Source organism: Streptomyces sp. NPDC047022 (assembly GCF_040644155.1).
Taxonomy (GTDB): Bacteria; Actinomycetota; Actinomycetes; order Streptomycetales; family Streptomycetaceae; genus Streptomyces.
In genome coordinates, this window is sequence record NZ_JBEYVV010000004.1 from 61286 (window position 1) to 84932 (window position 23647).

Sequence of the window (23647 nt, forward strand, 5' to 3'; positions counted from 1 at the left end):
AAGCTCCGTCATCGGCACGGTATGCCCTGACGGGCTATCAACTCAATTACTCATTCGCCCAGGTTGACAGTGCCGAAGCGCTTCACTTGACCTGACGACACCTCCAGGAGCGAAGTCAGATGCACGACCGTACCTCCACCGCCGTGATCGACTTACCAGGGCTGACCACCACGCTGGTCGAGATCTCCCGGCAACTGCATGCCCAGGTCGCCGAAGTGGCCACGGCGCCGCCACCCCGCCCGGAACATTCCGGTGCCGTCGTCTACCTGGAGGGTCTGCCGGAGATCAACAGAGCCATCCGCGGCGCTGTCGACAGCGCCCGCGAGGAGATACTGACTGCTCAGCCCGATGGCCCGCGCACCAAGTCGGTGCTCACCGCGGCCCTAGAGACGGTTCGAGCCCAGCTCGACGCGGGCGTGGCCAATCGCACGTTGTACCAGCACAGCGCGCGCTTCGACGAGGCCACGAAGGAATACGTGCGCCAGGTCACAGAGTATGGTGCTGAGGTGCGCACGCTGCCCGAGTTCTTCGAGCGGCTGATCATCGTGGATGGCGAGGTCGCCTTCATTCCCGGCCGCGATGACCGGACTAGGGCCCTGAAGATCACCGAGCCCTCCATGGTGCGCTTTCTGGCGGATGTTTTCGGGCGGTCCTGGGATCGTGCCGAGGCGTGCCCCTTCGTGCCCGCGCGATCGGTGGAGGCCGCTCCCGAGGTCATCCCTTCCCTGCACGAGTCCATCAAGAAGCTCCTCATCGCGGGCTATTCCGACCGCGCCATCGCTCGCCGTCTCGGAATCAGCGAACGCTCGCTGCAGACCCATGTGGGCAGGATCAAGGCGCAGTACGGGGCGCAGAACCGGCTCCAGCTCGGCTATCTACTCGGTCGGGCCTCCCAGCGCGCGGCGTTCTGACTTTGAGACACCGCGCACCGGGATCCGTGTGCATCGTGACGTGACTGGTCGAGCCGGTTCATTAGGGCCTACGCTGCCTGGCTGGCGTCCGCGAGGAGAACGGCGAACCTGCGGCGTGCGGCCAGGACCTGGTCGGCCAGGACGCGCATCGCCTCGGCGGTGCCGTCTGTGTCCCCGGGGGCACGCGGCTCCACGGTCACCTGCCAGCTATCCCACCAAGTGCCGCCGGCCGCGGAGTCCAGGCCGCACTCTCGGAAGACCGCCTCGAAGGTGAGGTGGAGGGTGGTGGGACCAGCCGCGTGGACGCGAACGTTGATGTCAGCCTCGGGCACGCGCAGTTGGATGCTGTTGCGGACGAAGGAGGCGCCGATCAGATCGGGGATCCGCCCGTCCCACACCACCGGGGCGAGCCGGGCGGCGAGCCCCTCCACTCGGAATGTGGCAGGCCTCATGCCACACCCTCCGTGGAACTGGCGCTGCTCCCGCGCCACGGCGAGTTTCGGGCCGCCTCGCGCAGCACGGCGAGGTAGAACCTTGGGTAGCTGCGCTCGACGTGCTGCGCGAGGCGGCTGACCTCTTCGTGTCGCGCGCGCAGCCGGTTGATCGCCACCGTCATAACCGCATGGTGCTCGACGTGCAGGTTGTTGCCGTTGGTGTACCAGGTGCTAAACCAGCTCCCCTTGATCGAGCGTGTGTTACGCAGGACGTCGGTGGTCTCGGTGTCACACAGAATGTGCTCGGGCAGCTCCAGGAAGAAGTGCATGGGGGCCGCCACAAGCACTGGCAGTAGCCACAGCTTTAGGACCGGGTCGCCATATCCGGCGGCCGCGAGCACGGCGGCGGCCAGGACGGGTACCGCCATCCACCGGTACTCCGCGACGGCTTCGCGGCGCCGCCGCTCGGATATTTCTCCGGCGTCGTACTCCCAGGTCCCCAGCCAGCTACGCCCGATCTGGCGGGCAATCTGAAGGAGCCGTCCGTAGTCAAATGCTCCGCGCAGGAGCATGCCCCACGTGAGCGGAGCCCGAGTGTCGAACCCGAAGAACTCCGAGTCCTGGGGGGTGCCTAGGAATTTGTGGTGCTGGAGGTGGCGTACGCGGTAGTGGGTGTACGACACCATCAGAGGCAGGCCGAGCGGCACTCCGACCAGGCGGTGTGGCTTGGCCGAGGTGAAGGCGCTGTGGTGCAGGCACTGGTGCTGGAGCTCCACCATGTGCGTGTAGATGGCGGCGAGCAGGACGATTCCGGCCGCCTGGAGCAGAAGCCCGTCGCTCAGGGTGAGGTAGACGCCAGCGGCTATCAGTGCGGCGGCAACCAGGAGTTTGCCGATGAAGACGGTCTGGTCACGGCGGGTCACCCGGGCCCGGGCGAAGAGCAGGACCGGTTCGGCGGCGTCCTGCGGTAGCGCGGCTTCCGCGGCGGGGCTGGGCACTCTTACGGGGAGCGCCTGGACCGGGTCGGTGGTGGCCACATTGTGCGGTATCTCTGCGGTGGTCATCGTTCCCCCATTGGTATCCGGTGTGGCGGCCAGCTAGCGCAGTTCCTTCATGGCGTCCCAGATACGGGCGTAGTAGCCGTTGGCCACTCGTACGCGGGTCAGGACGCCCAGAGAGATCTCCCGCAGCAGTTCCGGGGAGCGGTCCACGAGGGGGACGAAGACGCCCTCGAACCACTCGGCGCCGTGGTCAGCGTCCACGTGGACGTGAATGCGCTGGTAGTCGATGACGTCCTCGGGCACGCCGAGTCGGAGGCAGCCGTCGACCATCGCCTGGAAGCGGGGCGACGCACTTTGCTCCAGGACTCCCATAGCGCCAAGCGCGCGCGGATTGAGGTGTCGGTGGATGCCGTACTGGAGGAGCAGTGCCGCGTTCTCGTACGCTTCGGCGAAGTGCAAGTTGGTGTAGTCGACGCCGGACTTGCCGAGGTGGGCGCGCATGTACTGGGCGGAGTGGTCGAACATGCGCGTGTGCACTTGCTCGATGTTGCCCTCGCCCATCTCGTCCCAGTAGTTCTCGGCGATGGTGAGCTTGGTGTGGCCCTGGGTGCCGATCTGCACCATGGCCATCAGGTCGTCGAACTTGCTGTCCACCAGCTCTTCGCCCATGAAGAACAGAGCGATCTCGTTCAGGGTGGCTTCGTCGGCCAGGTAGGTGCAGAACTCTGGCTGTGTGTGCCGCTCGGCCGTCGTGAGGAACCAATCGCGGAACTCCTTGCCCGTGGCGGGCAGGTCCGCGCGGTCGACCTGGCGGTCCTCCCAGGTAAGCCACGCGTCCTCGATGGCCGTGATAGACCAGTCGTGGTTGAGGCGCGGGATGGAGGAGAACTCCTCGGGGCCGGCCATGTAGGCGACGTAGTGGGCGTGCAACTGCCGGAGAAGTTGCAGACGGATTCGGCGGTCGTGGGGCCCGGAGTTCGGGAAGGCGAGAGCCAGATTGTGTTCGAGGGAATCAGATCCAGTGTCCTGCACAATGTCGACTGCAGTGACCATGATCAGGGTCCTTTCTCGCTTTGCGGTTTTCCGCTTCTCCATCACCCTGCCGTAAGCGGGGATGGTCGAGGAAGGATTCTGATGGTTCGGGTCACCGCACTGCAGGAAGTCTCGGGATGCTCAAGCGTGGTCGACTACCGACCCTTTCCGGTTCGCCGCTGTTTCCTCCACACCGCGCATCGATCCGGAATCAGGTGCTCCGGATTTTTCTTGAACCGCAGCGCCGATTGCAGGCTTTTCGCCCTTTTCCTTGGCGACCAAATAGACGCCAGTTATCACAAGTACCATTCCGGCCACGTGATAGGTGTGGAGGTGCTCTCCGAGCAGGAGGACGGAGAGCACCGCCCCGCTGACCGGCGTAAGAGCTGTGAACGCGGCCACTACCGCGGTGTCGGCGCTGGCCAGGCTGTCGTACATGAGGACCACAGCGACGCCGTTGATAGCGACGCCCGTGTAGGCCATCAACGCCCAGGTCTGCCAGGAGATCTGGGAAAGCCCGGCCAGGCTCGTCTCGGCCGCCGCGGGCCCGAGGAACATCAGCGCGCCGACCACCGACAGGATCAGCGAGAGCGTCGCTGGCGGGATCGGTCGCGACAGCAGCTTTCCGAAGGTGACGAAGACCGCCTCGCATAGCACCGCGCCGACCAGGAGCAGCGCTCCGAGAGCCTCGTTGGAGCCACCGCCCGAACTGCCCGCGCTGAGCGCGTTGATGCCAGCCGCGCCCAGTACTGCGACCCCGATGCCGATGCTGCGGCGCGCCGACAGGCGCTCACGCAGGAACAGTACCGCGACCAGGCAGATGGAGATCGGGACCATGCCGAGGATGACACCGGCCTCTATGGCGCCAGTAAATTTCACCCCGTACATCGCAAGGACGCTGAACAGAAAGACGCCGAACAGCGCTTGTGTAAAGATGACGGCCCTGTCCCGGCGGCCCGGTCGTACCAGGCCCGGAGACTTCACCGCCACATACACGGCAAGCACGGCAACGGCGCTGACGAGGCGGAAGAATGTCGCCGTGAAGACCGGGACCTCCTTCAGGATCAGCTTGCCCGCCACGAGGTAGGAACCGAGCAGCACGGTCGCCACTGTCATCTTCACGTAGACGGCGCGCATCACGTGTGCTCCATGAACGGTGTGAGGGCCCTCTCGACGATGGCCGCGGTGTGCACGTCCACGGTGTCGATGACGGGGACGTCGAACTCCTCGGCGCGGATCACCAGCGGCACCTCCGTGCAGGCGAGGACCAGCGCCTCGGTACCTGCCTTCAGGAGGTCACGGGCGATGCGGGTGAACCGCTCGCAGGTGGTCCGCGAGACGTCGCCCGTGCATAACTCACGCTCGATGGCGTCCTGCATGAACGCGCGGTCCGGCGGCTCGGGCACCACGACCTTGATGCCCTCGGCCGTGAACTCGTCCCGGTAGAAGGCTTCCTCCATGGAGAACGCGGAGCCGAGCAACCCTACGGTGGAGACCTCTCGGCGGGCCGCCTCCTGCGCGGTGGCGCGGCAGATGTTCACCAGCGGCAACGCGGTGCGCTCCTCGATCAGCCCCGCGTACTCGTGCACGGTGTTGCAGCAGATCGCGAAGAAGTCCGCGCCTGAAGTCTCCAGGCGAGAAGCTGCGGCGGCGATCTCCCTTGCTACCGCGACACCGTCGCGCCTCGCGATCCACTCCATCATGGGCTGGAAATCGAGGCTCTCCAGGACGATCCGCGGTGAATGCGATTTCCCGAGTCGCCGGTTGACCAGACGGTTGATTCGGTCGTAGTAGGTGATGGTTGAAGGGAAACTCAACCCCCCCACCAAGCCGATCTTCAAGACCTCTCCACTATCGGTCATATGTGGCCCCGCTCGGATGAGAATCCGGGCAGGAAGTCCCAGCCGATGTCCCTGTTCATGAAATCCTTTCGGTAGCTATGCCAACTGTCCAATTCGGGACAGCGCGGGGAAAGGCCCGCCATGGTTCGGATTTGTGCAGAGTCCTGGTTTGACTTATTCCACTCGGTAAATCTGGCCGGTCTGGTGCCCCTCGATGGATCGGACGTACGCAACTGCTGCACGGCGTACCGGCACCGGGGTGAAGCCCGGGAAGAAGTCGCCGTAGGCGTCCAGGGACTCCTCGAAGACGGTGGGGCTGACTGCGTTGATGCGTTGGCCACGCGGCATCTCGATCGCGGCGGCTCGTACGAATGCCTCCACGGCACCGTTGGCGAGCGAGGCGACCACGCCGGTCAGGATGGGCTCGCGGGCGAGGATGCCAGTGATCACGGTGTAGGAGCCGTTGTCCGCCACCGACCGCAGCCCTTGGCGCACCAATTCGACCTGGCTGAGAACTTTGCCCTCGAACCCGTTGCGCACATCATCGGCCGTGAGATCGCCCATGCGCCGCCAGGGCACGGTGCCCGCGGCGGACGCCACCGCGTCCACGCGGCCCACCCGCCGGTACAGTTCAGTGACGGATGCCGGGTCGGTGAGATCCAGCGGGATGTCCGCGTCCTTACGGGAGGCGGTGATTACCTCATGGCCCCGCTCGCGCAGCGTTTCAAGCACTGCGCGGCCGAGGGTGCCGCTCGCTCCGACGAGAACGATCTTCTTACGTGCGGGGGCTTCTTCGCTCATGCCCTTGAGAATGGCCCCACTAGTACTGTGCAGTCCAGCTACCTTTTCTACTGTATTCGTTAAGCTGAACTCATGATTGATGTCAAGCGCATGATCATGCTGCGTGACCTGGCCGAACACGGGAAGGTCAGCACCGTCGCCGATCTGCACGGGGTCACGCCGTCTGCGGTCTCACAGCAACTGCGCGCCCTGGAAGTAGAGGCCAGGGCAACACTGATGCATCGCGAGGGCCGCGGGCTTCGGCTCACGGCGGCGGGCTCGGCACTCGCCGCCTCCTGCGAACAGGTCCTGGCCGCCCTGGAACGAGCCGAGGGCGCGGTGCGCGCCTTGGACGACGACCTGAGCGGCGATCTGGCCTTGGGCTGCGCCCCGAGCGCTCTGACAGCCGTGGCCTCACCGTTGGCTGCCGCCCTCGCCGAACGCCACCCCCACCTGACACTGCGGATCACGCAGACGGACCCGGAGGAATCGTTGCCTCGGCTGCGGTGCCACGACCTCGACCTGGTCGTCTCATACCGCTACCACCAACTCGGCGCACCGCAGCCGAGCGGCACCACCGCGGTCGCCCTCTTCGACGACCCGCTAGTACTTGCCGTCCCGGACGCCCTCGCCGACGCGGTACGGCATGACGGTATCGGCGCTCTGCGCGAGATGGCATGGATCTCTGCACCAGCACCAGGCAGTTGCCACGAGATCCTGCTTCACGCCTGTCGCGACGCCGGATTCACCCCGCGCATCGCCCACACCTACGAGGATCTGCGCGCCGCACTCACGCTCGTCGCCACGGGCCTCGCTGTGACGATCCTCCCCCAACTCATGTGCGACGCCCCACCCCCGGCCGTCACCCTCCTGCCCCTCCCCGGTCGCGGCCGCACGATCGAGGCCCTGGTCCGCGCTGGCTCGGAACACCAGCCGACGATCGCGGGGACACTGGCGACGCTGAAGTCCGTAACAGTCCCGCTTGCGACAAGCCGGGTAACCACGTGACTCCGTCGGAGCCTCCCCCGTCTGGACGTCCCCTACCGCTCAGCAACCGTCCTTCAGCCTGGGCCGGTGACTGTTGAATGTCAGGCGCTCCCTTTGCCGTAACTGGGCAACCGACGGAACACCCGCTCCAACCGGCAGAGTCCGGGAATCCGGCTGCTCACATCATGGGGTAGTAGCCGTACACGACATCGTCGGAGTCGCTGGGATCTGGTGAGTTGGTGCCGTCTACGGCGGTGGCCCGGCCGATCAAGGGGGTGGCGATGAAGAGGAGTCCCGCCAGTCGTGAACCGCGGTGAGTTCCTCCCAGGCCTCCTCGGGGGCTGCGTGCTTGCCAGCCGGCGGCAGGTGAGGATCAGCAAGCGTCTCACGGGCGATCGCTTCGGCATCCTCGATGTCGGTCTTGGCTCGACGACGACGCCGACGCCGTTCTGCCGTACGGTTCGGCCCTGTACTCCCGAAGCTGCCGCCAAGTGACAAGTAACTCTGAGTAGCAGGGGGAGTGTGTGGAGGTTCGCCTACCGAGTCACTGCGGATTGCGGTTCAGAGCAAGTAGTCGGCAGCGGGTTGGACGACTGTGGACCCGCCGCGATGGGGTGCCTGGACGTAGTCCTCCGGCGGTTGTGCCAGCGCTTGGATACACGCGCTGGAACAGGCGTTGACCAGCAGCGGAAGCACGTCTGTGGCGACGCGTAGCGAGATCCAGACCTGTTGGAAGTCAGCCCGGTGGATCGGCTGGCTGCATACGCTGCAGCTTCGGATCGTCGTCGCGCCCCACTTTCCACAATCGAGGCTGGCAAGGTCGAGCTCACCGATTCCATCTGCTGTCGACGAAGGCAGGACGGGGAACGGTGGGCGGTACTTGTAATTGCCGTAGAGGGCTCGGGTGCTGACAGTGCTTCGCCGAGGGTTCGGGCAGCGGGTTACCTCGTAGGGGAGCCAGTGGAGCCGATAGGAGGTGTAAGGGGTGAACTCCTCCAGGCTCCGCATAGCCCCGATCTCCGGCGGGATGCGCACGACGTTGCTGCCGTACAGCACAAAGTGCCGTACGGCGGTCAACTTGGCGATCGTCGGGGGAAGCGTGACCACCTGTGGGCGTTCCTCGGCGCTGAGCTCGACCAGCGGTTTGAACTCCTCCCGCTGGTCATCAGCTGCCTCCTCGATCAGTTCGAGCAGATGCCGCCATCCGGCCGCCTCGGTGTCTTGGCAGTCTTTGTGGAACTTGACGCTTCTCGGTGGCCGGTCCAAGCGCTGCCCAAGGCATCGGCACCGGTCGCGGTTGCCAGTCTTGCGCCCAATCGCGTCGCGCTGCGCGAGCGCCCCGTCCAACTCGGTGTGCATCGGATTCGTCTCATCGTCAGGCATGCGGCTGGCCCTCTGTGTTGGCGGCAAAGGTCGGGACACGCGACAGGGCAATGCGACGGCGCACGAGATCGACATCGATGATCTTCACGGTGAGGGCGTCACCGACCTCGATGTCGTTCTCGGGTGATTCGTCCAGCTCGCTGGTGTGCACCAGCCCCTGAAAGCCGTCCTCGCGGTCTTCGATGCGGACGAAGACGCCGAAGGGGACGATCTTGGTGACTGGTCCGGTGACCACGTGTCCGATCCGCTGCGCTACCTGCGGCCACGGGTCTTCCTGCACCGCTCGGAGCGACAGCGGTACCCGTTCCCGGACCATGTCGACGTGGAGGACCTCGGCGGTGATCTCCTGGCCGACGCTGACGACGTCGGACGGGTGATTGATCGGACGCCAGGACAGCTCCGGAATGTTGATCACCGCGGTGAAGCCGCCGATGTCCACGAAGGTGACACCGAAGCTGGCGATGGATGTCACCGTGCCGGTGACGACCTGGCCGCGCCGCAGGGTCTTCAGGAACGCCCAGTCCCGGTCGCTGGGCGTCGGCTCGGTCTTCCACCGTGCATGGAGAACACCGTCGCTGTCCGGCAGCACAGCGGTGAACAGCGGGTGCCGCTCATCGGCAGCCAGGGATACGACGCCGGCAGTACGCGCGCCGGCGAGCTGGGAGGCCACTGCCTCGAGGGCGAGAACGAGCCGCGCCGCCGGGGTCGTCGCAGCTCCGACGGAGCGTTCGACCTGCTCAGGGAGGAGCGGTTGCAACACGGCGTACTCGCTCTGACCGACCTTGAACAAGCATGGCGCGGGCCGACGCCACTCTCGCCTGCAGCGGTGGTCCGGTGGAATAGAGGTCTTTCTGGTCAGACCATGTCGGGTCGTCGCCCAGCCCCGGCAGCATGGATTTGCGGCCCGGCCAACTCCCGTGCCCTACAGTACGGGTCTCGACGCGCACAGGAGAGGGAGCTTGGAGAGCGCGGGTCCTATGCGGCTTCGGCGGTCTCCTCCTGGAGTTGGCGGACGATGGCTCGGCGGCCCCGGCTGACCTCGATCAGGCCGTCCTTCTTCAGCTGGGTGAAGGCCCGGTGTGCGGTACCGACCGAGACACCGTGGGCCTGCGCGATGTCACCGATCGTGGGAACGTCCTCGCCGGGGAGCATCGTGCCGTCCTTGATGGCGTCCGCGAGTTCCTTTGCGATCACTTCCCAGGGAGCGAGCTCGCGTGGCGGGGCGGCTTCGGCCTTGATGGTCTTGCCGATGGGACCCACGGCCGCGTCCGGGCGGGCTCGGACGGCTGCCTCGCACTGGCCGCACAGAGCCTCGGCGCCTTCCACGGTGACCACGAGCATCGCCCACAGCGATTCGTTGCCGCACTCGCAGAGCAGGCGGAGCCCGTTGATGACGGTCGTTACCGGCTGCTCGGTGAGTAGCCCCTCCGGCACCGGCAACTGCTTGGCGAAGGCGGTGACGGCCTGGCGGTCGGACGTGGCCAGGAAGGCCGCGTAGTACTTGAGCGTGGTCGCTCCTCCGCCGCCGTGCCCAACGCGGCCGGCGACCGTTCGTACATCGGCACCGGCGCCCAGGAGCTCGGTCACGTTGTACGCGCGCAGGTCCTTCAGTCGGCGGGTGTGGATCTTCAGCTTCTCTGCGAGGCGGTGGTATCGCTGGCTGACGCTTGAGGGCACGAGTGGCGCGGAGCTGTCGGCTTCGCCGGAGAACACGAAGGCGTCACGGGCGAGTTCACCGCCGAGCGCCTTGCAACGTTCTTCGGCGCGGGCTCGGTGGGCGGCCAGGACGGAACGCGTGATCACGTCGATGGCCTGCTTACGGCGCTGGTGGGTCTTGGTGTCCTTGATTCTGCGACCGTTGTTGGAGTGCTTCACGAAGAGTTCGAGGCGGTCGAGGTTGATGTCCGACCAGCGCAGAGCGCACATCTCGCCACGGCGTGAGCCGGTGACCATCGTCATGAACAGAAACGTTCCCCAGTCCAGGTCCCGCTGCCAGGCAGTGTTCAGAACAAGGGCTGCCTCTTCCGGAGTGGGCGGGTCGGGGTTCGGCTTGGGTTGGGATGGCGGCTCGGCGAGGGCCGCCACGTTCGTCGTTACGTAACCCCAGCGCAGCCCGCGGTTGAGCGCCGGGCGCAGGATGAAGTGAATCTTGCGGACCGAGTTCGCGGCGAGTGGCTCGCAGACGTGCTTCTGCTTCGTCTTGGGGTCGGTCTTGCCGTTGCGTCGGCCTTCGCACTGCTCCTGGCAGAGGCGGAGGCGGGCGTAGAAGAGCTCCAACATCTCGGCGGTCAGCCTGCCTGCCTTGAGGTCGCCGAACGTGGGCTTGAGGTAGTTGCGGATGATGCCTTCGGCCCGTTCGTACGACGTCTCGTCGAGTTCGGCGACGCCCAGCCACCGGTCGAGCAGAAACGACATGGTCACCTGAGTCTTGGGGTGGCGCTTCTCGTCGACCTGGTGGAGGAGCCTGGTGCGGACCTTCTCCGCCTCGGGCTCTGTCTCGGCCTGCTCGTGGAGGTAGAGGTCCTTCTTCGTGAGCGGGTCACGCCCCGCGTAGACCCGGACCTGGAAGCCGGCTCCGTTGGGGCGGATGCTGCCGCGCTGACGTCGCTTGCTCTTGGTGTTCGCCATGGTTCTGGAACCTATTCATGGTTAATGCCATGGCTACGACGACCAGCGCGTTTACCTCAGAGAGGTAAACGCGCTGGTCAGACCTTGTGCCCCCGGCAGGATTCGAACCTGCGACACCCGCTTTAGGAGAGCGGTGCTCTATCCCCTGAGCTACGAAGGCAGGGATGTGTGGGCAAAGGTGTTGGAAATCCGCCCACAGCGGACGAATCCCGACCCCTCAGGGCCCCAGACACCCACAGGGCGCCCCACCAGAGTGGTGCACCGCGCACAGTCTAGCGGTTGCGGCAGCGCACTGAGGCGTCATGCCCTGCTGTTGTGTGGCCGCGCCCCTGTGCGCTGAGCCCCCTGTATCGGCCGGCGGAGTGTGTCGTGCGGTGATGTGCCCCGGCCGGCCTCGTGGCTACCGTGTCCGGCGGGTGATGCCGAGGGCCACGGAGTTCTTGGCCCAGGCGTACCTGATGTAGATGAGCAGGGCGCCGTCGGCTCCGTACGCGGGGATCCGTCGGAGGCGGTGTGTCTCGTCCAGGGTGGAGAATCCGGATTCGCTGTCCTGGCGGAACCCGATGAGGCGTTCTCCGGCTTCGGTGCCTGGCGGAATGATTCGGAGGTGCTCATTCCTGTTGAACCATTTCTGTATTCGATCTCCCGAACGGGGATCGGCGTGTATAAAGTTTTCCCTTCCACGGTGATCAAGCGCTCGCAAGCGCGTCCTTCGGCCGCGTAGGCGTCATGGGTGCATCCCGTGGCTTCATAGCGATACTTGTTCAGGGGCTGGGGTCTAAGCCCGTCGTATTGGCACGTGAACACCAGAAATCCCGCTCTGATCAGCCGAGATCGGTGCATGCCGCGCCAGGCTTTGTCGTAGACCAATGTGTGGTTACCGGGGCGCACGTGCGGATCTCCACGGCAAGACGGACGGCCACTCTGGCTTCTTCCTGGCGGTCTGGATCCAATTCCTTGGATTGGTGCCGAGCGGTGTCCATGTTGAGAATGATTCGGCTGTGCGGCGAGCATTCGTCGCGGACTGAGAAGGAGACGAGCTTGTTGCCGGCGGACCGGGCAGCATGCCTTCACAGGATCGAGGTCCAGGCTCTGTCTGAGTACGGATACTCAGACGCCTTGGTGACCGATACGGATGGGTGCGTGACCGACAGGCATTAGCGTTCTTCTCGATTGTCGAAGTGTTGGGGTCGCACGTTCACAACGTCTGATCTGTCAGAGCGAGACCTGGGGGAGGGGACCACGCATGGCGTGGGAGGAGTGGGAGCAGCTCAAGGCCACAACGGCCGAGCGTCACGAGGCACGGATGCAGCTCAACCACCTGCTAGATGGTGCCGTAGAAGCCGCTGACGGCGGAAACGGCACCTTCGGGCTCGCTCCGGCAGTCAAGATCCTCCCAGTACGCATGCCGAAGTCCACGACCGCGGCCAACGAGGCTGCGTCCATCCAGCAGTTCAACCAGGTGCTCCCAAAGGCGATTCGATACGCGGCGGACGCGGGTGCACAGGTCATCAACATCTCGATGGCGGCGGAGGAGGGTTCGCCCGATATGACCGCTGCAGTCAAGTACGCCTTGGGGGAAGGGAGCGTTTCTTTGCCGGCGTCGGTAACAGCGGAGACAAGGGAAATCCGGTCGAGTACCCCGCAGCGACGCCTGGTGTCGTAGATGTGGCCGCGCGGCCTGAAAGCCATCCAGGCGAAGCTTCTCGCGGGCAGCGATCCACCCATGTATCTCCTTGGCATCGGCGATGAAGGTAATGGCAGGGCAATCGTTGCCTACGGGAATCCGGACACGGTGAAGAATGTGTCTTCCTATGTTCCAGGGCTGACCACGAGGCTTGACGAAGATTTCGCCGGCGGGACAATGAAGCGCGCCCAGGATACGGCCCTGACAGTCAGGGAGATTTCCCCGCACAGCTCTACTTCGTCAATCGTCTGGCTTGGTTATGACGCACCCCAGCTCAGTGCGGGTGACTTCCTGAGCAGCAGGAGCGTCATGTTCGCAGACGATGCTGAGGCGGGAGCACCCGCTTATAACCAATTCATGGCTGGGATTTCGGCGACACACGAAAATGGCGATCCGCACATCACGGCCATCGGCCATTCGTACGGATCGCTAGCCGTCGGCCTTGCGGCCCAGGAGAAGGGTGGAATCCCAGGAGCCGATGACATCATTCTCGTGGGAAGTCCGGGAACAGGGGCAAATTCTGCGGACCAGTTGAATGTAGGTAAGGCACACGTGTTCGTGGGCGCGGCCGAACACGACATCGTCACTGGAGCTCCTTCCAAGGGGCAGGTCGCTGGCGGGGTCGTCGGGGGTGTTCTGGGGGCTTTCGCGGGCGTGCCGGAAGTCGGTGCTGCAGCTGGTGCGAGCGCGAGTGATCCGAACGGCGACGATCTCTGGTTCGGCAAGGATCCTGCCAGCAAGGCTTTCGGTGCTACGCGGTTCGCGGTGAGTGACGGGCCTACGATTTTCGAGGATCACGGGAAGATGAAAGCCCACTCCAACTACTTCAACCCTGCAAAAGATCAGATGTCGGCGGACAATATTGCAAGGATTGTCGTCGGACTGGATGCAGCTCTTCGGGCGGAACGTCTGTAGGTGACTCGAAAAAAATGAACATGCAAGAGGCTGCAGAGCATGCCGACAAGATCCTTGACGGCACGTTCGCCGCGATCAATCCGACAGTTCATTGGACCCATGGCGAGTCAACTCAGGGTAGTTGTGACGTATCGAGGCGGCGGGCGGTAATGACTGTAATTTCGGAGGCGCGGAGGGGAAGCTTCCTGGGTGTGGTGGAGCGCTACTGGAAATCGCAAGGATACAACCAGATCGGTGCGAACCGGAACGTGAAAAGTCCGGCCATGTATTTTCAGACGCCGGATGAATTTAACGTACGCCTCTTGATCGGCGACAATGGGCAGGCATTCTTCGAAGTGGCGACGCCATGTGTGGAAAAGTCATCGGTGTCACCACCCACCTCGAAGACGGTTGGGCCGAACTATGCAGGAAAGTCGATTCCGGACCCGAATGTCCACTCCGACTTCTGGTCGGCGCCAACCCCGATCACTTCAGCTTCACCGACGCGGTAGCGGTAGCTACCGGTAGCAGATATCAATGCCGTGGCCGGCGGTGACCGCGCCGATCAGGGCATGGAGCTCGGCGGGCGGGTTCTTGTTCGTCCAGACTCGCCACCAGCGGTGCGAGCTGGACCGGCATCGCACCGTCTCCGCGCTCAGTGGGACGCTGCTCGCCCGCGTGTTCGAGCAATCGCCAGGCGCGACCGTGCTCTTCTCGCGCTGGCACCGTGCCGTCTTCAGCGACGCCGAGCACGGCATGGTGGACCTCCTCGTCCATGGCGGTTCGGCTCCGCCGCCGCTGCGCTCTCGTGTGCTGTTCGAGGAGGACTACGCCTGCCTCGCCTCCAGCCACCACCCGCTCGCCGGGAACCCTGCCGTGTCACTGCAGGAATATCTGGAGTGCGCGCACATCGTGGTGGACGTCACCGATGGACGGCAGGGGCACGTCGACCGGTGTCTGGAACTGCTGGGCAGCCCGAGGCGGGCAAGCGTGACCGTGCCCTACCACGCCGCGGCGGCCGCCGCCGTGCCGGGAACCTCACTGGTGGCAACTCTGCCGGCCGGCTTCGCACTTCAGCACGTGGCGCCGGGGACCACCGTCGTCCCGGCTCCGAGCGAAATCGGCCCGATGAGCTACGCGATGTCCTGGCACCCCCGCCTGGACGACGACGGCGCGCAACGCCGGCTCCGCGACGCGATCATCACCACACTGAACGAGACCACGCGCGGGTCGGTCCGTGGCGGACCCACGACCTGAGCGCCCCGCGGGAATCGCGGTTCATCATCCGCGGGTCCGTCGGCGCTGATCGAGCCCGCGCGGCGGAGCCGCACATCGGCAAGGCCCCGCCGCCCCCTTCAGGGCGCCACGGAGCCGCATCCGGCTTTGCGGGACCCGCCATGTGCGCCGTCGTAGTAGGGGTGCGGATGAGCAGCGGTGAGGTTATTCCGGCATAGGAGGCCGGAGGGCCGGGGCGGGCTCCCGCGCCGCCGCTGTAACTGGCTCTCGGATATGGCGTGTTCTGGGCGCGTGCGGGGGCCGTGGCAGCCGTTGCGCCGATGAGATGCTTTCTCCCGGCTCTGGAAAACCGCATGTACGGTTTGTTAAAATCCTCATCTCCCCACTGTGATGGAGTGATTGATGGCCAAGCAGGAACGTGCGGTGCGTACGCGCAACGCCCTCATAGAGTCCGCTGCCGTGCTCTTCGGTCGGGAGGGCTACGAGGTGGTCCCGCTGTCGGCGATCAGCAACAGGGCCGGGGTGAGCAATGGCGCCCTGCACTTTCACTTCCCCAGCAAGGCGGCGCTCGCCACGGGCGTGCGGGACGAGGCGGCGCGGCGTTTTCGCCGGATCGTCTCCGCGGAGTGCCCTCCGCCGCAGCTCGGCGGTTCGCTCCAGTCGCTCGTCGACACGAGCCATGCCCTGCTCCAGGGACTGAGCGGCGATGTCATCCTGCGGGCCGGATTCGACCTGGGTGAAAGCCTGGAGGCGGCCGGCCGGGGCGAGGACCTCTACGAGTGCTGGCATACATGGGTGGAGGAGGCCGTCGTGCGGTCCGCTCGGGAAGGGCTGCTGTCCGACGTGGCGCCCAGGGACCTGGCGGCCACGGTGGTCGGTGCCACGGTCGGCTTCGCCGCGATGGGCGGACACGATGTGCGCTGGCTGTCCCGCATCACGCTGACCCGCTTCTGGGCACTGCTTCTGCCGCGCGTCGCCTCGGAGCAGGCGCTTCGGGTGACGTCGGCCTCGGGGAGGCAGGCGGAGGCGGTCTGACGGGTGTCAGTCCGGGGCTTCATGCGGCGAGGACGCGTGGGGAAATACCGCCGATGGAGAACCAGTAAGAACCGCATACCCGGTTTCTGTCTCCGCCGGGTTCTGTCACCGGCGCGTCACCCGCACGTGGTAGTTCCCGGACAGGTCCTTGCCCAGGACGCCGATGGAGATTCCCGCCTTCGTGTCCGTGAAGGCCTGCCCGGCCCGGTACGTGGCGTCGGACAACTCGGCCTGGACGTTGGGGCTGCGGGTGCAGCCGCCGCTGTCGGGCTCGGAGTCGTAGACGGTGATGGGGCCATTGCCGGTGTCGACGTTCGAGTCGACCCGGTAGATGAGGATGCCGGGCCGGCACACCGCGTCATCGTTGCCGCCGTGGGTGCGCAGTTCGAGGGCGTACCCGGCCTTGGTGCTGAGCGGTATGAAGACCAGTTTGCGGCCGCCGGGGCGCTCCAGCGGGGTCACGGTGTACTCGCGAGTGCCGCGGCCGGTGACACAGCTGACCTGGGAGTCCTCGAGCCAGCCCAGTTTCCACTTGTGCCAGGCCAGCAGGTCGTTGTCGGCGCCCCAGTCCTCGCTCATGATGTCCCAGTGCCCGACCGCGGTCCCTCCGTCCTGGGTGTAGAGGTCGGGCAGACCGAAGGTGTGGCTGTTCTCATGGGGCAGGACCCGGTAGCCGGTCCGGGAGTAGGAGCCGGAGCCGTCGTCCTGGCGGCTGTAGATGAAGGACGCGTTGGCGATCGGTACACCGTCGGCGGCGGGAGCGGCGCGGTTGCCGGCGAAGGTCACCGACAGGACGGTGTCCAGGGCGGAGGGGCCCGCGTTCGGGGTGACCAGCACGTTCAGCAGGTCGTAGCGGCGAAAGTCCACCCGGGAATCAGCGGCGGCCACGATGTCCTGGATGAGCCGGCGGTAGCCGGGATCGAAGGGGGCTCCGCGCTCCATCCCGTACGCGGTGAACGGCCGGGGCATCCGCAGCCAGTGGCGTATCGGGGCGACGACGCGGTAGTCGAGGTGGCCGTAGGAACTGGTGGCGAACCACTGCTGGGTCCGCGGGAAGAACTCGGCGAGCCGGCCGAGCGCGCTGCCCCGGCCGGGCACATCCGGGAAGTCGACCATCAGGGTCAGCGCGTGGATGGTGCCGGTGGACCGGGCGTAACCGGTGGGGGTCGGAATGCCCTCGGGCATCTGGACGCCGGCCCGGCCGTGGATCATGCAGGGGCTGAGCGCCGCGGAGCGGCCCGGCGCGATGGGGCCCGCCGTCACGGGGTCCGTCAGCAGATGACCGGCACCGGCGGAGGTGGCGATCGCCAGCGTCAGGACGGCGACCGAGGCGAGCGACATGGCGCGGCGCGAGCGTATCCGGCGGCGGGACGGCAGCATGCGTAGCCCTTCGCTCCACGGCAGCCGCCGGTCACCGACTGCACCCTTGAGCTCACCCTGTGTCGCGGACCTTGGGTGCGCGCGCTGGAGCGGACCGAAAGAGGGGTTCTCGGACCGTCCGGATGAAGGGCCGGGAGGTGTGACTCAGGACACACAAAACTTGGGTCTCGCCCGGAAATAACCGGGGACCGATTCCCCGTTTAGCCCTGTGTCACAGTGAAACGGGGACTGAATCCCCGGATCGCACCGGAACGCATCACCTTGTCGAGGAGTACGCCGTGCAGACCGCAACCCCCGTGCAGCGCCGAGTGTCCCGGCCGCGAGCCGACGCCCTGCGCAACAGGGAGCGGATCGTCACCGCCGCCCGGGAGATGTTCGTCGAGTTCGGCCCCGATGTGCCGTTCGACGAGATCGCCCGCCGGGCGGGCGTCGGCAATGCCACGGTGTACCGCAACTTCCCCGACCGTGACTCCCTGGCCCGTGAGGTCGTCTGCTCGGTCATGGACCGCTTGTCCGAGGGTGCCGAACGCGCCCTGGCCGAGACCGGCGACGCCTTCGACGCCTTGTCGCACTTCGTGCACGCCTCCGCCGACGAGCGGATCAGTGCGCTGTGCCCGATGGTCTCGACGGCGTTCGACCAGAACCACCCCGACCTGGAAGCGGCGAGTGAGCGGGTCATTCGGCTGGTCGAGGCCCTCATGGGGCGCGCGCGGGCAGCCGGGCAGCTCCGTCCGGATGTCGGCGTCGGGGACCTGATGATCGCGGTCGCCCAGCTCAGCAGACCGCCGGCCGGTACCGACTGTCTGAGCCTGGACCGCTTTGTCCACCGCCATCTGCAGCTGTTCCTGGACGGTCTGCGGGCCCCGGCCCGCTCCGAGTTGCCCGGCACTCCCGCGATTGTGGAGGACCTCCGCAAGGCCTGAGCGATGAGCACCGATTAGTTCCGCGGGCCCAGCCCGTCCCTACACCAGACGACACACCGGACGACCGACCTCCTGACGACAGGCCCGTCGCCGTCACCACCGACGAGCCGCGCCTTTCGACGCCCATTTCGACCACCTGTCGACCGACCTTCCGAACACCCCACGACCGCCTTTCGGCTTCTCTTCCCGGTCTTGGTCCTTCCGGCCGGGGCCTGCCACCACCCGGTCCCTTCCCTCCCAAGTCCGTCCCTCAAGTCCGCAAGTCCTCAGCTCCGGTACTTCCGTGCCGGAGTCCCGAAGTCCCGAAGTGAGTACCCCCATGTCTGAAACAGCCCGTAACGTCCCCGGCGCCGCCGCGCCGGACGCCAATCGCTGGCGTGCGCTGATCTTCATCGCGCTCGCCCAGCTGATGGTCGTCCTCGACGCCACCATCGTGAACATCGCGCTTCCGCACGTGAAGCAGGACCTCGACATCACGGTCGCCAACAGCCAGTGGGTGGTGACGGCCTACGCCCTCGCGTTCGGTGGTCTCCTGCTCTTCGGCGGACGGATCGCCGACCTCTGGGGCCGCAAGCGCGCCTTCGTCATAGGCCTGACCGGCTTCGCCGCCGCGTCCGCCATCGGTGGCGCGGCGCAGAGCCAGGCGATGATGTTCGGCGCCCGCGCCCTCCAGGGTGTCTTCGGCGCCCTGCTCGCCCCGGCAGCGCTCTCGCTGCTCGCCGTGATGTTCACGGACGCCAAGGAGCGCGCCAAGGCGTTCGGCATCTACGGTGCGATCGCCGGTGGCGGCGGTGCCGTCGGACTGATCCTCGGCGGCTTCCTCACCGAGTACCTGAACTGGCGCTGGACGTTCTACGTCAACATCCCGTTCGCCGTCGTCGCCGCGGCCGGCGCGTACCTGGTCATCCGTGAGCCCGAGGGCGGCCGCAACCGCTCGCCGCTCGACATCCCCGGCGTCGTCCTTTCCACCCTCGGCCTGGTCTCGCTCGTCTACGGCTTCACCCGTGCCGCGTCCGACGGGTGGAGCGACGCCCTGACGGTCGGCCTGTTCGTCGCGTCCGCCCTCCTGCTCCTGGCCTTCGTGATCACCGAGTCCCGGGTCAAGGCCCCGCTGCTGCCCCTGCGCGTGATCACCGACCGTAATCGCGGTGGCGTCTACCTCTCGCTCGGCCTCGCGATCATCGCGATGTTCGGCACGTTCCTCTTCATGACCTACTACCTCCAGACCATCAAGGGCTACTCCCCGGTCAAGACCGGATTCGCCTTCCTGCCCATGATCGCGGGCATGATCACCGGCTCCACCCAGATCGGCGCCCGGCTCATGAACCGCGTCCCGGCGCGGCTGCTGATGGGCCCCGGTTTCTTCGTCGCCGCCATCGGCATGTTCCTGCTGGCCCAGCTGGAGATCGGTTCGTCGTACGCCTCCCTGGTGCTGCCGGCCATGCTGCTGCTCGGCCTCGGTATGGGTTCGGCGTTCATGCCGGCCATGTCCCTCGCCACGCACGGCGTGCAGCCGCGGGACGCAGGTGTGGCCTCCGCGATGGTCAACACGTCGCAGCAGGTGGGCGGCGCGATCGGTACGGCCCTGCTGAGCACCATCGCGGCCTCGGCGACCACGTCCTACATCAAGGACCACATCGCCACCGCCGCCACCAAGCGTCAAGGTGAACTCGTGCAGGCGCAGGGCATGGTGCACGGTTACGTGAGTGCGATCTGGTTCGCCGTCGGCATCCTCGTGGCCGCCTCGGCCGCCGCCCTGACCCTGATCAACGCGGGCCGTCCGGCCGCCGCGCAGGTGGCGGCGAGCGGCGAGGGCGTCGAGGACGAGGTGCCGGTTCCGGTGATCGCCCACTGACCACACCACGCCACGCCACACCACGCCATGTCCCATGGGCCCCGCCCACGGGACACCGGCCGGGACTTCACGTACGGGCGAGGGGTCGGGACGCCCCGCCCGTACGCCTCCGGGGGGCCGCCCCGGTTCCGTCCGCGCTTCGGCGCCGGCCGGGGCCGGGGCGGACCCGTGTCCGCGGGCACCGCGCCCGGTCGCTCAGCGCATCCAGGGCAGGTCCGCCCCCGCCTCCTTGGGCTGCAGCCCCTCGGCGATGATCTCCATGATCTCGCCGAGGGTGTCCCTCTGCTGCGGACTGAGGCGGTCGAAGAGGGCCTGGCGCACGGCCGCGACATGTCCGGGCGCGGCGTGCGACAGGACCTCGTAGCCCTCGTCCGTGAGGACGGCCAGTTGCCCGCGCTTGTCCGAGGCGCAGTCCTCGCGGCGGACCCAGCCGTTCTTCTCCAGGCGGGCGACGGCGTGCGAGAGACGGGAGCGCGTGATCTTCACCTGCATCGCCAACTCGGTCATCCGCAGCCGCCGGTGCGGCGCCTCGGCCAGCTGGACGAGCAGCCCGTAGTAGATGTGCGGCATGCCCGCGTCGCGCTGCAACTGGCGGTCGAGGTGGTCGTCGAGCAGGGTGACGGCGTGCATGTACGCGCGCCAGGTGCGCTGCTCCTCGTCGGTGAGCCAGCGGGTGCCATCGGCGGGTGCCCTCTTCATGCACCCCACTGTACGAGGCTCCTCCTTGAAACTTAAACAAGTGAGGGGTACGGTTCCGTGTGAGGGAGCTTGAGAGTTCAAGCAAGCTCCCCGAGGGTCCGACGGAGGGAGCAGCAGCCATGACCGCCGCCACCGAGGAGCGCACCGCGCCCCGGCGTATGCCCGCCCTCTATCTGAGCCATGGGGCGCCCCCGCTGGCCGACGACCCGGTCTGGCCAGGACAGCTCGCCGCCTGGTCCGCCTCCCTGCCGCGCCCCAGGGCGATCCTCATGGTCTCCGCCCACTGGGAGGAGGCCCCGCTCGCCATCGGCGCGGTGGAGACGGTGCCGCTCGTCTACGACTTCTGGGGCTTCCCCGAGCACTACTACCGGGTGACGTACGCGGCCCCGGGTGCACCCCGCCTCGCCGCGGCGGTGCGCGGGCTGCTGCGCGCACCCGGCGTCCCCGTGCAGGACATCCCGGACCGCGGCCTGGACCACGGCGCTTACGTACCGCTCGTCGAGATGTTCCCCGAGGCCGATATCCCCGTCCTGCAGATCTCCCTGCCGACGCTCGACCCGGCCGCGCTCATGGAGATCGGCCGCAAGCTGGCCCCGCTGCGCGACGAGGGTGTCCTGATCGTCGGCTCGGGCTTCTTCACCCACAACCTGGCCGCGCTGCGGCACCCGGACGGATCGGTGCCGGGCTGGTCGGCGGAGTTCGACGACTGGGGGCTGCACGCACTGGAGTCGGGCGACGTCGACGCCCTGGTGGACTTCGTCCACAAGTCACCGGCGGGCCGCCTCGCCCACCCCCGCACGGAGCACTTCGCCCCGCTGTTCGTCGCGATGGGCGCGGCGGACGCGACGGGGCAGCTGGACTCGCAGCGGTCGGTGATCGACGGGTTCTGGATGGGGCTGGCGAAGCGGTCGGTGCAGTTCGGCTGACCTCCCGTCCCGTCCGCTCCCCGGGCTACAGATCCTTCTCGTACCAGGCCACGTCCCAGTACCGGCCGAACTTCCGCCCCACCTCGCGGTAGGTGCCGACATGCCGGAAGCCGAAGCGTTCGTGCAGCCGAGCGGACGCTTCGTTCGGCTGGGCGATGCCCGCGTAGGCGCGGTGGAGGTCTTCGGTGGCCAGGGACGCGAACAGGGACTCGTAGAGCAGGGTGCCGATCCCTCGGCCCGTCACGTCCGGGGCGAGGTAGACGGTTACCTCGACCGAGGTCGTGTACGCCGGCTTCGCGCGGAAGGGGCTGGACGTGGCGTATCCAAGAATCTCCTGTGAGTCCCGCGCCTCGGCAACCTTCAGCCTGTGCGGGCCGTCTTCAGGGTGGGAGAGCAGCCAAGGACGTCGCTCTTCCGGAGTGAAGACCGCGGTATCGAAGGTGATCGGCGTCTCGCGAATGTAGTGGTTGTAGATGTCCGTGAGGGCTTTGAGGTCGTTCTCGACCCCTGGCCTGACCTGCACCTCTGCGAGTTCCGACGGCATCCGACCTCCCTGTGGCGGCACAGGGTACTGCATGATCAGAAAAATCGGGGGACAGGTTGGGAATTCTGTCCGGATTCCAGTCGTTGTTTCCTTCGAATGCCGGGCACCCGGACAGGGTGTCCGCAGTGTCCCCGGACCATCCGCCAGCCCACCATCGCAAGGGAGCACGCATGGCAACCCGTGCCGTCGCCCGTCGCAAGGCCGCCGAAGGCGAGACCAAGGACGCGGCAAACAGTGTTCGCGCCCATGGCGGCGAGATCGCCGATCGCGACCTGGTCGGCATGTATCTCGACGAGATCGCGCGTACACCGCTGCTCGACGCCGCCAAAGAGGTAGAGCTGTCCCAGGTCATCGAAGCGGGTGTGTTCGCGCAGCAGATCCTCGACGGGGAGGAGGAGGCCAAGGCCGACGCCACCCGCCAGGAACTGGAGTCACTGGTGGCCGAAGGCGAGCGGGCGAAGGACATCTTCATCCGCTCCAACCTCCGGCTCGTCGTCGCCGTGGCGCGCCGTTATCCGCGCAGCGGCCTTCCGCTGCTCGACCTGATCCAGGAGGGCAACGCGGGTCTGGTGCGCGCGGTCGAGAAGTTCGACTACCGCAAGGGCTTCAAGTTCTCGACGTACGCGACCTGGTGGATCCGTCAGGCGATCACCCGGTCGATAGCGGACCAGTCCCGGACCATCCGGCTGCCCGTGCACCTGGTGGAGGAGCTGGGCCGAATCCGCCGAGTCCAGCGGGAGTTCAACCGCGAGCACGGGCGGGATCCCGAACCGGCTGAGATCGCGGCCGAGTTGGACACCACGCCGGAGCGCATCGCCGACGTCCTGGACTGGGCCCGCGACCCGGTCTCGCTGAACATGTCGGTGGACGACGAGGGCGAGACTCAGTTCGGCGACCTGCTGGAGGACACCTCGGCGGTGTCTCCCGAGCAGTCGGTGCTCACGCTGCTGCGCAGCGAGGAACTGGACGACCTCATCGGCCGCCTCGACCAGCGCACGGCCTCGATCATCAAGATGCGGTACGGCATCGAGGACGGCCGAGAGCGCACGCTGACGGAGGTCGGAAAGGAACACGGACTGACCCGTGAGCGCATCCGGCAGATCGAGAAGCACGCGCTGCTGGAGCTGAAGAAGCTGGCGCGGCAGACGGGCTTCGACGCGGCGGCCTGACGGCCGCCCCCGACGACGGCCGCCGCACGGTGACGGCGGCGGCTGCCCGAGGCGACGCCCGCCCGAGGCGACGCCCGCCCGTCGCGACGCCTGTCGTGCCGCAGGCGTAGGACTTCGGCCATCCAGGGCCCGTCCGGCGCGAGAGTTTGGCTCTGTTGCGTCGCTTCAACCCTCCGGGTCCGGGGCACAAGAACTCCAAGTCCCGTGACGGCGCGGCGCGGACCGCACGGTTCGCGGTCCGCGCCCCGGCCCTCAGAGCCGAGTCCCGACGCACTCCCCCCGGCGCCGGGACTCTTCCAGCC

22 protein-coding genes, 1 tRNA gene and 1 pseudogene are annotated in these 23647 nt (G+C 66.7%); 11 read left to right on the forward strand and 13 right to left on the reverse strand.

What is annotated here, in order from left to right; genetic code table 11:
* Positions 1-119 precede the first annotated feature (119 nt).
* Positions 120-911: a LuxR C-terminal-related transcriptional regulator gene (locus ABZ845_RS06980; RefSeq protein WP_360973877.1), complete on the forward strand. Its 792-nt coding sequence runs from the start codon at positions 120-122 to the stop codon at positions 909-911.
* A 68-nt stretch (positions 912-979) separates the two neighbouring features.
* On the opposite strand, the gene ABZ845_RS06985 is transcribed toward ABZ845_RS06980, so the two are convergent.
* From ABZ845_RS06985 to ABZ845_RS07010, 6 genes are all read right to left on the reverse strand, one after another.
* Positions 980-1363 carry a hypothetical protein gene (locus tag ABZ845_RS06985; protein ID WP_360973880.1) on the reverse strand — a complete coding sequence of 128 codons (384 nt, stop codon included), beginning with the start codon at positions 1361-1363 and terminating at the stop codon, positions 980-982.
* Positions 1360-2409 (reverse strand): fatty acid desaturase, encoded by a 1050-nt coding sequence (locus tag ABZ845_RS06990; RefSeq protein WP_360973883.1) that lies wholly within the window; start codon positions 2407-2409, stop codon positions 1360-1362. Before ABZ845_RS06990 ends, ABZ845_RS06985 begins: the two co-directional genes overlap by 4 nt.
* Positions 2410-2442: 33 nt before the next feature.
* Complete coding sequence (locus ABZ845_RS06995; protein ID WP_360973886.1) at positions 2443-3399, reverse strand: iron-containing redox enzyme family protein; 957 nt, start codon at positions 3397-3399, stop codon at positions 2443-2445.
* Between the two features lie 120 nt (positions 3400-3519).
* Positions 3520-4515, reverse strand: a complete 996-nt coding sequence (locus tag ABZ845_RS07000; RefSeq protein WP_360973889.1) for a DMT family transporter — start codon at positions 4513-4515, stop codon at positions 3520-3522.
* Positions 4515-5240 carry an amino acid racemase gene (locus ABZ845_RS07005; RefSeq protein WP_360973892.1) on the reverse strand — a complete coding sequence of 242 codons (726 nt, stop codon included), beginning with the start codon at positions 5238-5240 and terminating at the stop codon, positions 4515-4517. Before ABZ845_RS07005 ends, ABZ845_RS07000 begins: the two co-directional genes overlap by 1 nt.
* A gap of 153 nt (positions 5241-5393) precedes the next feature.
* Entirely contained in the window at positions 5394-6020 is a 627-nt protein-coding gene (locus tag ABZ845_RS07010; protein ID WP_360973895.1) for a short chain dehydrogenase, read from the reverse strand.
* Positions 6021-6092: 72 nt separating this feature from the next.
* On the opposite strand from ABZ845_RS07010, the gene ABZ845_RS07015 reads away from it, so the two are divergent.
* Positions 6093-7007 (forward strand): LysR family transcriptional regulator, encoded by a 915-nt coding sequence (locus ABZ845_RS07015; protein ID WP_360973898.1) that lies wholly within the window; start codon positions 6093-6095, stop codon positions 7005-7007.
* A gap of 540 nt (positions 7008-7547) precedes the next feature.
* Here the strand turns inward: ABZ845_RS07015 and ABZ845_RS07020 are convergent.
* From ABZ845_RS07020 to ABZ845_RS07035, 4 genes and pseudogenes are all read right to left on the reverse strand, one after another.
* Complete coding sequence (locus ABZ845_RS07020) at positions 7548-8369, reverse strand: leucine-rich repeat domain-containing protein (protein WP_360973901.1); 822 nt, start codon at positions 8367-8369, stop codon at positions 7548-7550.
* A pseudogene (locus tag ABZ845_RS07025) lies at positions 8362-8883 on the reverse strand (S1 RNA-binding domain-containing protein); the annotation flags it as partial. The gene ABZ845_RS07020 and the pseudogene ABZ845_RS07025, both read right to left, overlap by 8 nt.
* A 461-nt stretch (positions 8884-9344) precedes the next feature.
* Positions 9345-10997, reverse strand: coding sequence for a tyrosine-type recombinase/integrase (locus ABZ845_RS07030; RefSeq protein WP_360973904.1), 1653 nt, complete (start codon positions 10995-10997; stop codon positions 9345-9347).
* 87 nt (positions 10998-11084) lie between these two features.
* Positions 11085-11157, reverse strand: a tRNA-Arg gene (locus tag ABZ845_RS07035).
* 1086 nt (positions 11158-12243) lie between these two features.
* Between ABZ845_RS07035 and ABZ845_RS07040 the strand changes: the two genes are divergently transcribed.
* The 5 genes from ABZ845_RS07040 to ABZ845_RS07060 all read left to right on the forward strand — a co-directional run bounded on the left by ABZ845_RS07040 (position 12244) and on the right by ABZ845_RS07060 (position 15849).
* The gene (locus ABZ845_RS07040; protein ID WP_360973907.1) at positions 12244-12663 is read left to right on the forward strand and encodes a S8 family serine peptidase; all 420 of its coding nucleotides are present in this window, start codon (positions 12244-12246) and stop codon (positions 12661-12663) included.
* Entirely contained in the window at positions 12664-13599 is a 936-nt protein-coding gene (locus tag ABZ845_RS07045; RefSeq protein WP_360973910.1) for an alpha/beta hydrolase, read from the forward strand.
* Positions 13600-13613: 14 nt separating this feature from the next.
* Positions 13614-14090, forward strand: a complete 477-nt coding sequence (locus ABZ845_RS07050; protein WP_360973913.1) for a hypothetical protein — start codon at positions 13614-13616, stop codon at positions 14088-14090.
* Positions 14091-14172: 82 nt separating this feature from the next.
* Entirely contained in the window at positions 14173-14835 is a 663-nt protein-coding gene (locus tag ABZ845_RS07055; RefSeq protein WP_360973916.1) for a LysR substrate-binding domain-containing protein, read from the forward strand.
* A 381-nt stretch (positions 14836-15216) separates the two neighbouring features.
* A complete protein-coding gene (locus ABZ845_RS07060) occupies positions 15217-15849 on the forward strand; it encodes a ScbR family autoregulator-binding transcription factor (protein ID WP_360973919.1) in 633 nt (210 codons plus the stop codon).
* Positions 15850-15954: 105 nt separating this feature from the next.
* Here ABZ845_RS07060 and ABZ845_RS07065 read toward each other — a convergent pair whose 3' ends face one another.
* Positions 15955-17229: a M6 family metalloprotease domain-containing protein gene (locus ABZ845_RS07065; RefSeq protein ID WP_360973922.1), complete on the reverse strand. Its 1275-nt coding sequence runs from the start codon at positions 17227-17229 to the stop codon at positions 15955-15957.
* A 278-nt stretch (positions 17230-17507) separates the two neighbouring features.
* Here ABZ845_RS07065 and ABZ845_RS07070 point away from each other — a divergent pair, with 278 nt between their 5' ends.
* Both ABZ845_RS07070 and ABZ845_RS07075 read left to right on the forward strand, forming a co-directional pair.
* On the forward strand, positions 17508-18152 hold the full coding sequence (locus ABZ845_RS07070; RefSeq protein WP_360973925.1) for a helix-turn-helix domain-containing protein: 645 nt from the start codon (positions 17508-17510) through the stop codon (positions 18150-18152).
* Positions 18153-18471: 319 nt separating this feature from the next.
* Positions 18472-20007 carry an MFS transporter gene (locus ABZ845_RS07075; protein WP_360973928.1) on the forward strand — a complete coding sequence of 512 codons (1536 nt, stop codon included), beginning with the start codon at positions 18472-18474 and terminating at the stop codon, positions 20005-20007.
* 195 nt (positions 20008-20202) lie between these two features.
* Here the strand turns inward: ABZ845_RS07075 and ABZ845_RS07080 are convergent, their stop codons facing one another.
* A complete protein-coding gene (locus ABZ845_RS07080) occupies positions 20203-20706 on the reverse strand; it encodes a MarR family transcriptional regulator (RefSeq protein WP_360973931.1) in 504 nt (167 codons plus the stop codon).
* Between the two features lie 119 nt (positions 20707-20825).
* Here ABZ845_RS07080 and ABZ845_RS07085 point away from each other — a divergent pair, with 119 nt between their 5' ends.
* Positions 20826-21632 (forward strand): class III extradiol ring-cleavage dioxygenase, encoded by an 807-nt coding sequence (locus tag ABZ845_RS07085; RefSeq protein ID WP_360973934.1) that lies wholly within the window; start codon positions 20826-20828, stop codon positions 21630-21632.
* 25 nt (positions 21633-21657) lie between these two features.
* On the opposite strand, the gene ABZ845_RS07090 is transcribed toward ABZ845_RS07085, so the two are convergent.
* Positions 21658-22176, reverse strand: coding sequence for an N-acetyltransferase family protein (locus ABZ845_RS07090; RefSeq protein WP_360973937.1), 519 nt, complete (start codon positions 22174-22176; stop codon positions 21658-21660).
* A gap of 170 nt (positions 22177-22346) precedes the next feature.
* On the opposite strand from ABZ845_RS07090, the gene ABZ845_RS07095 reads away from it, so the two are divergent.
* Positions 22347-23345, forward strand: coding sequence for a sigma-70 family RNA polymerase sigma factor (locus ABZ845_RS07095; protein WP_360973940.1), 999 nt, complete (start codon positions 22347-22349; stop codon positions 23343-23345).
* Positions 23346-23647 lie beyond the last annotated feature (302 nt).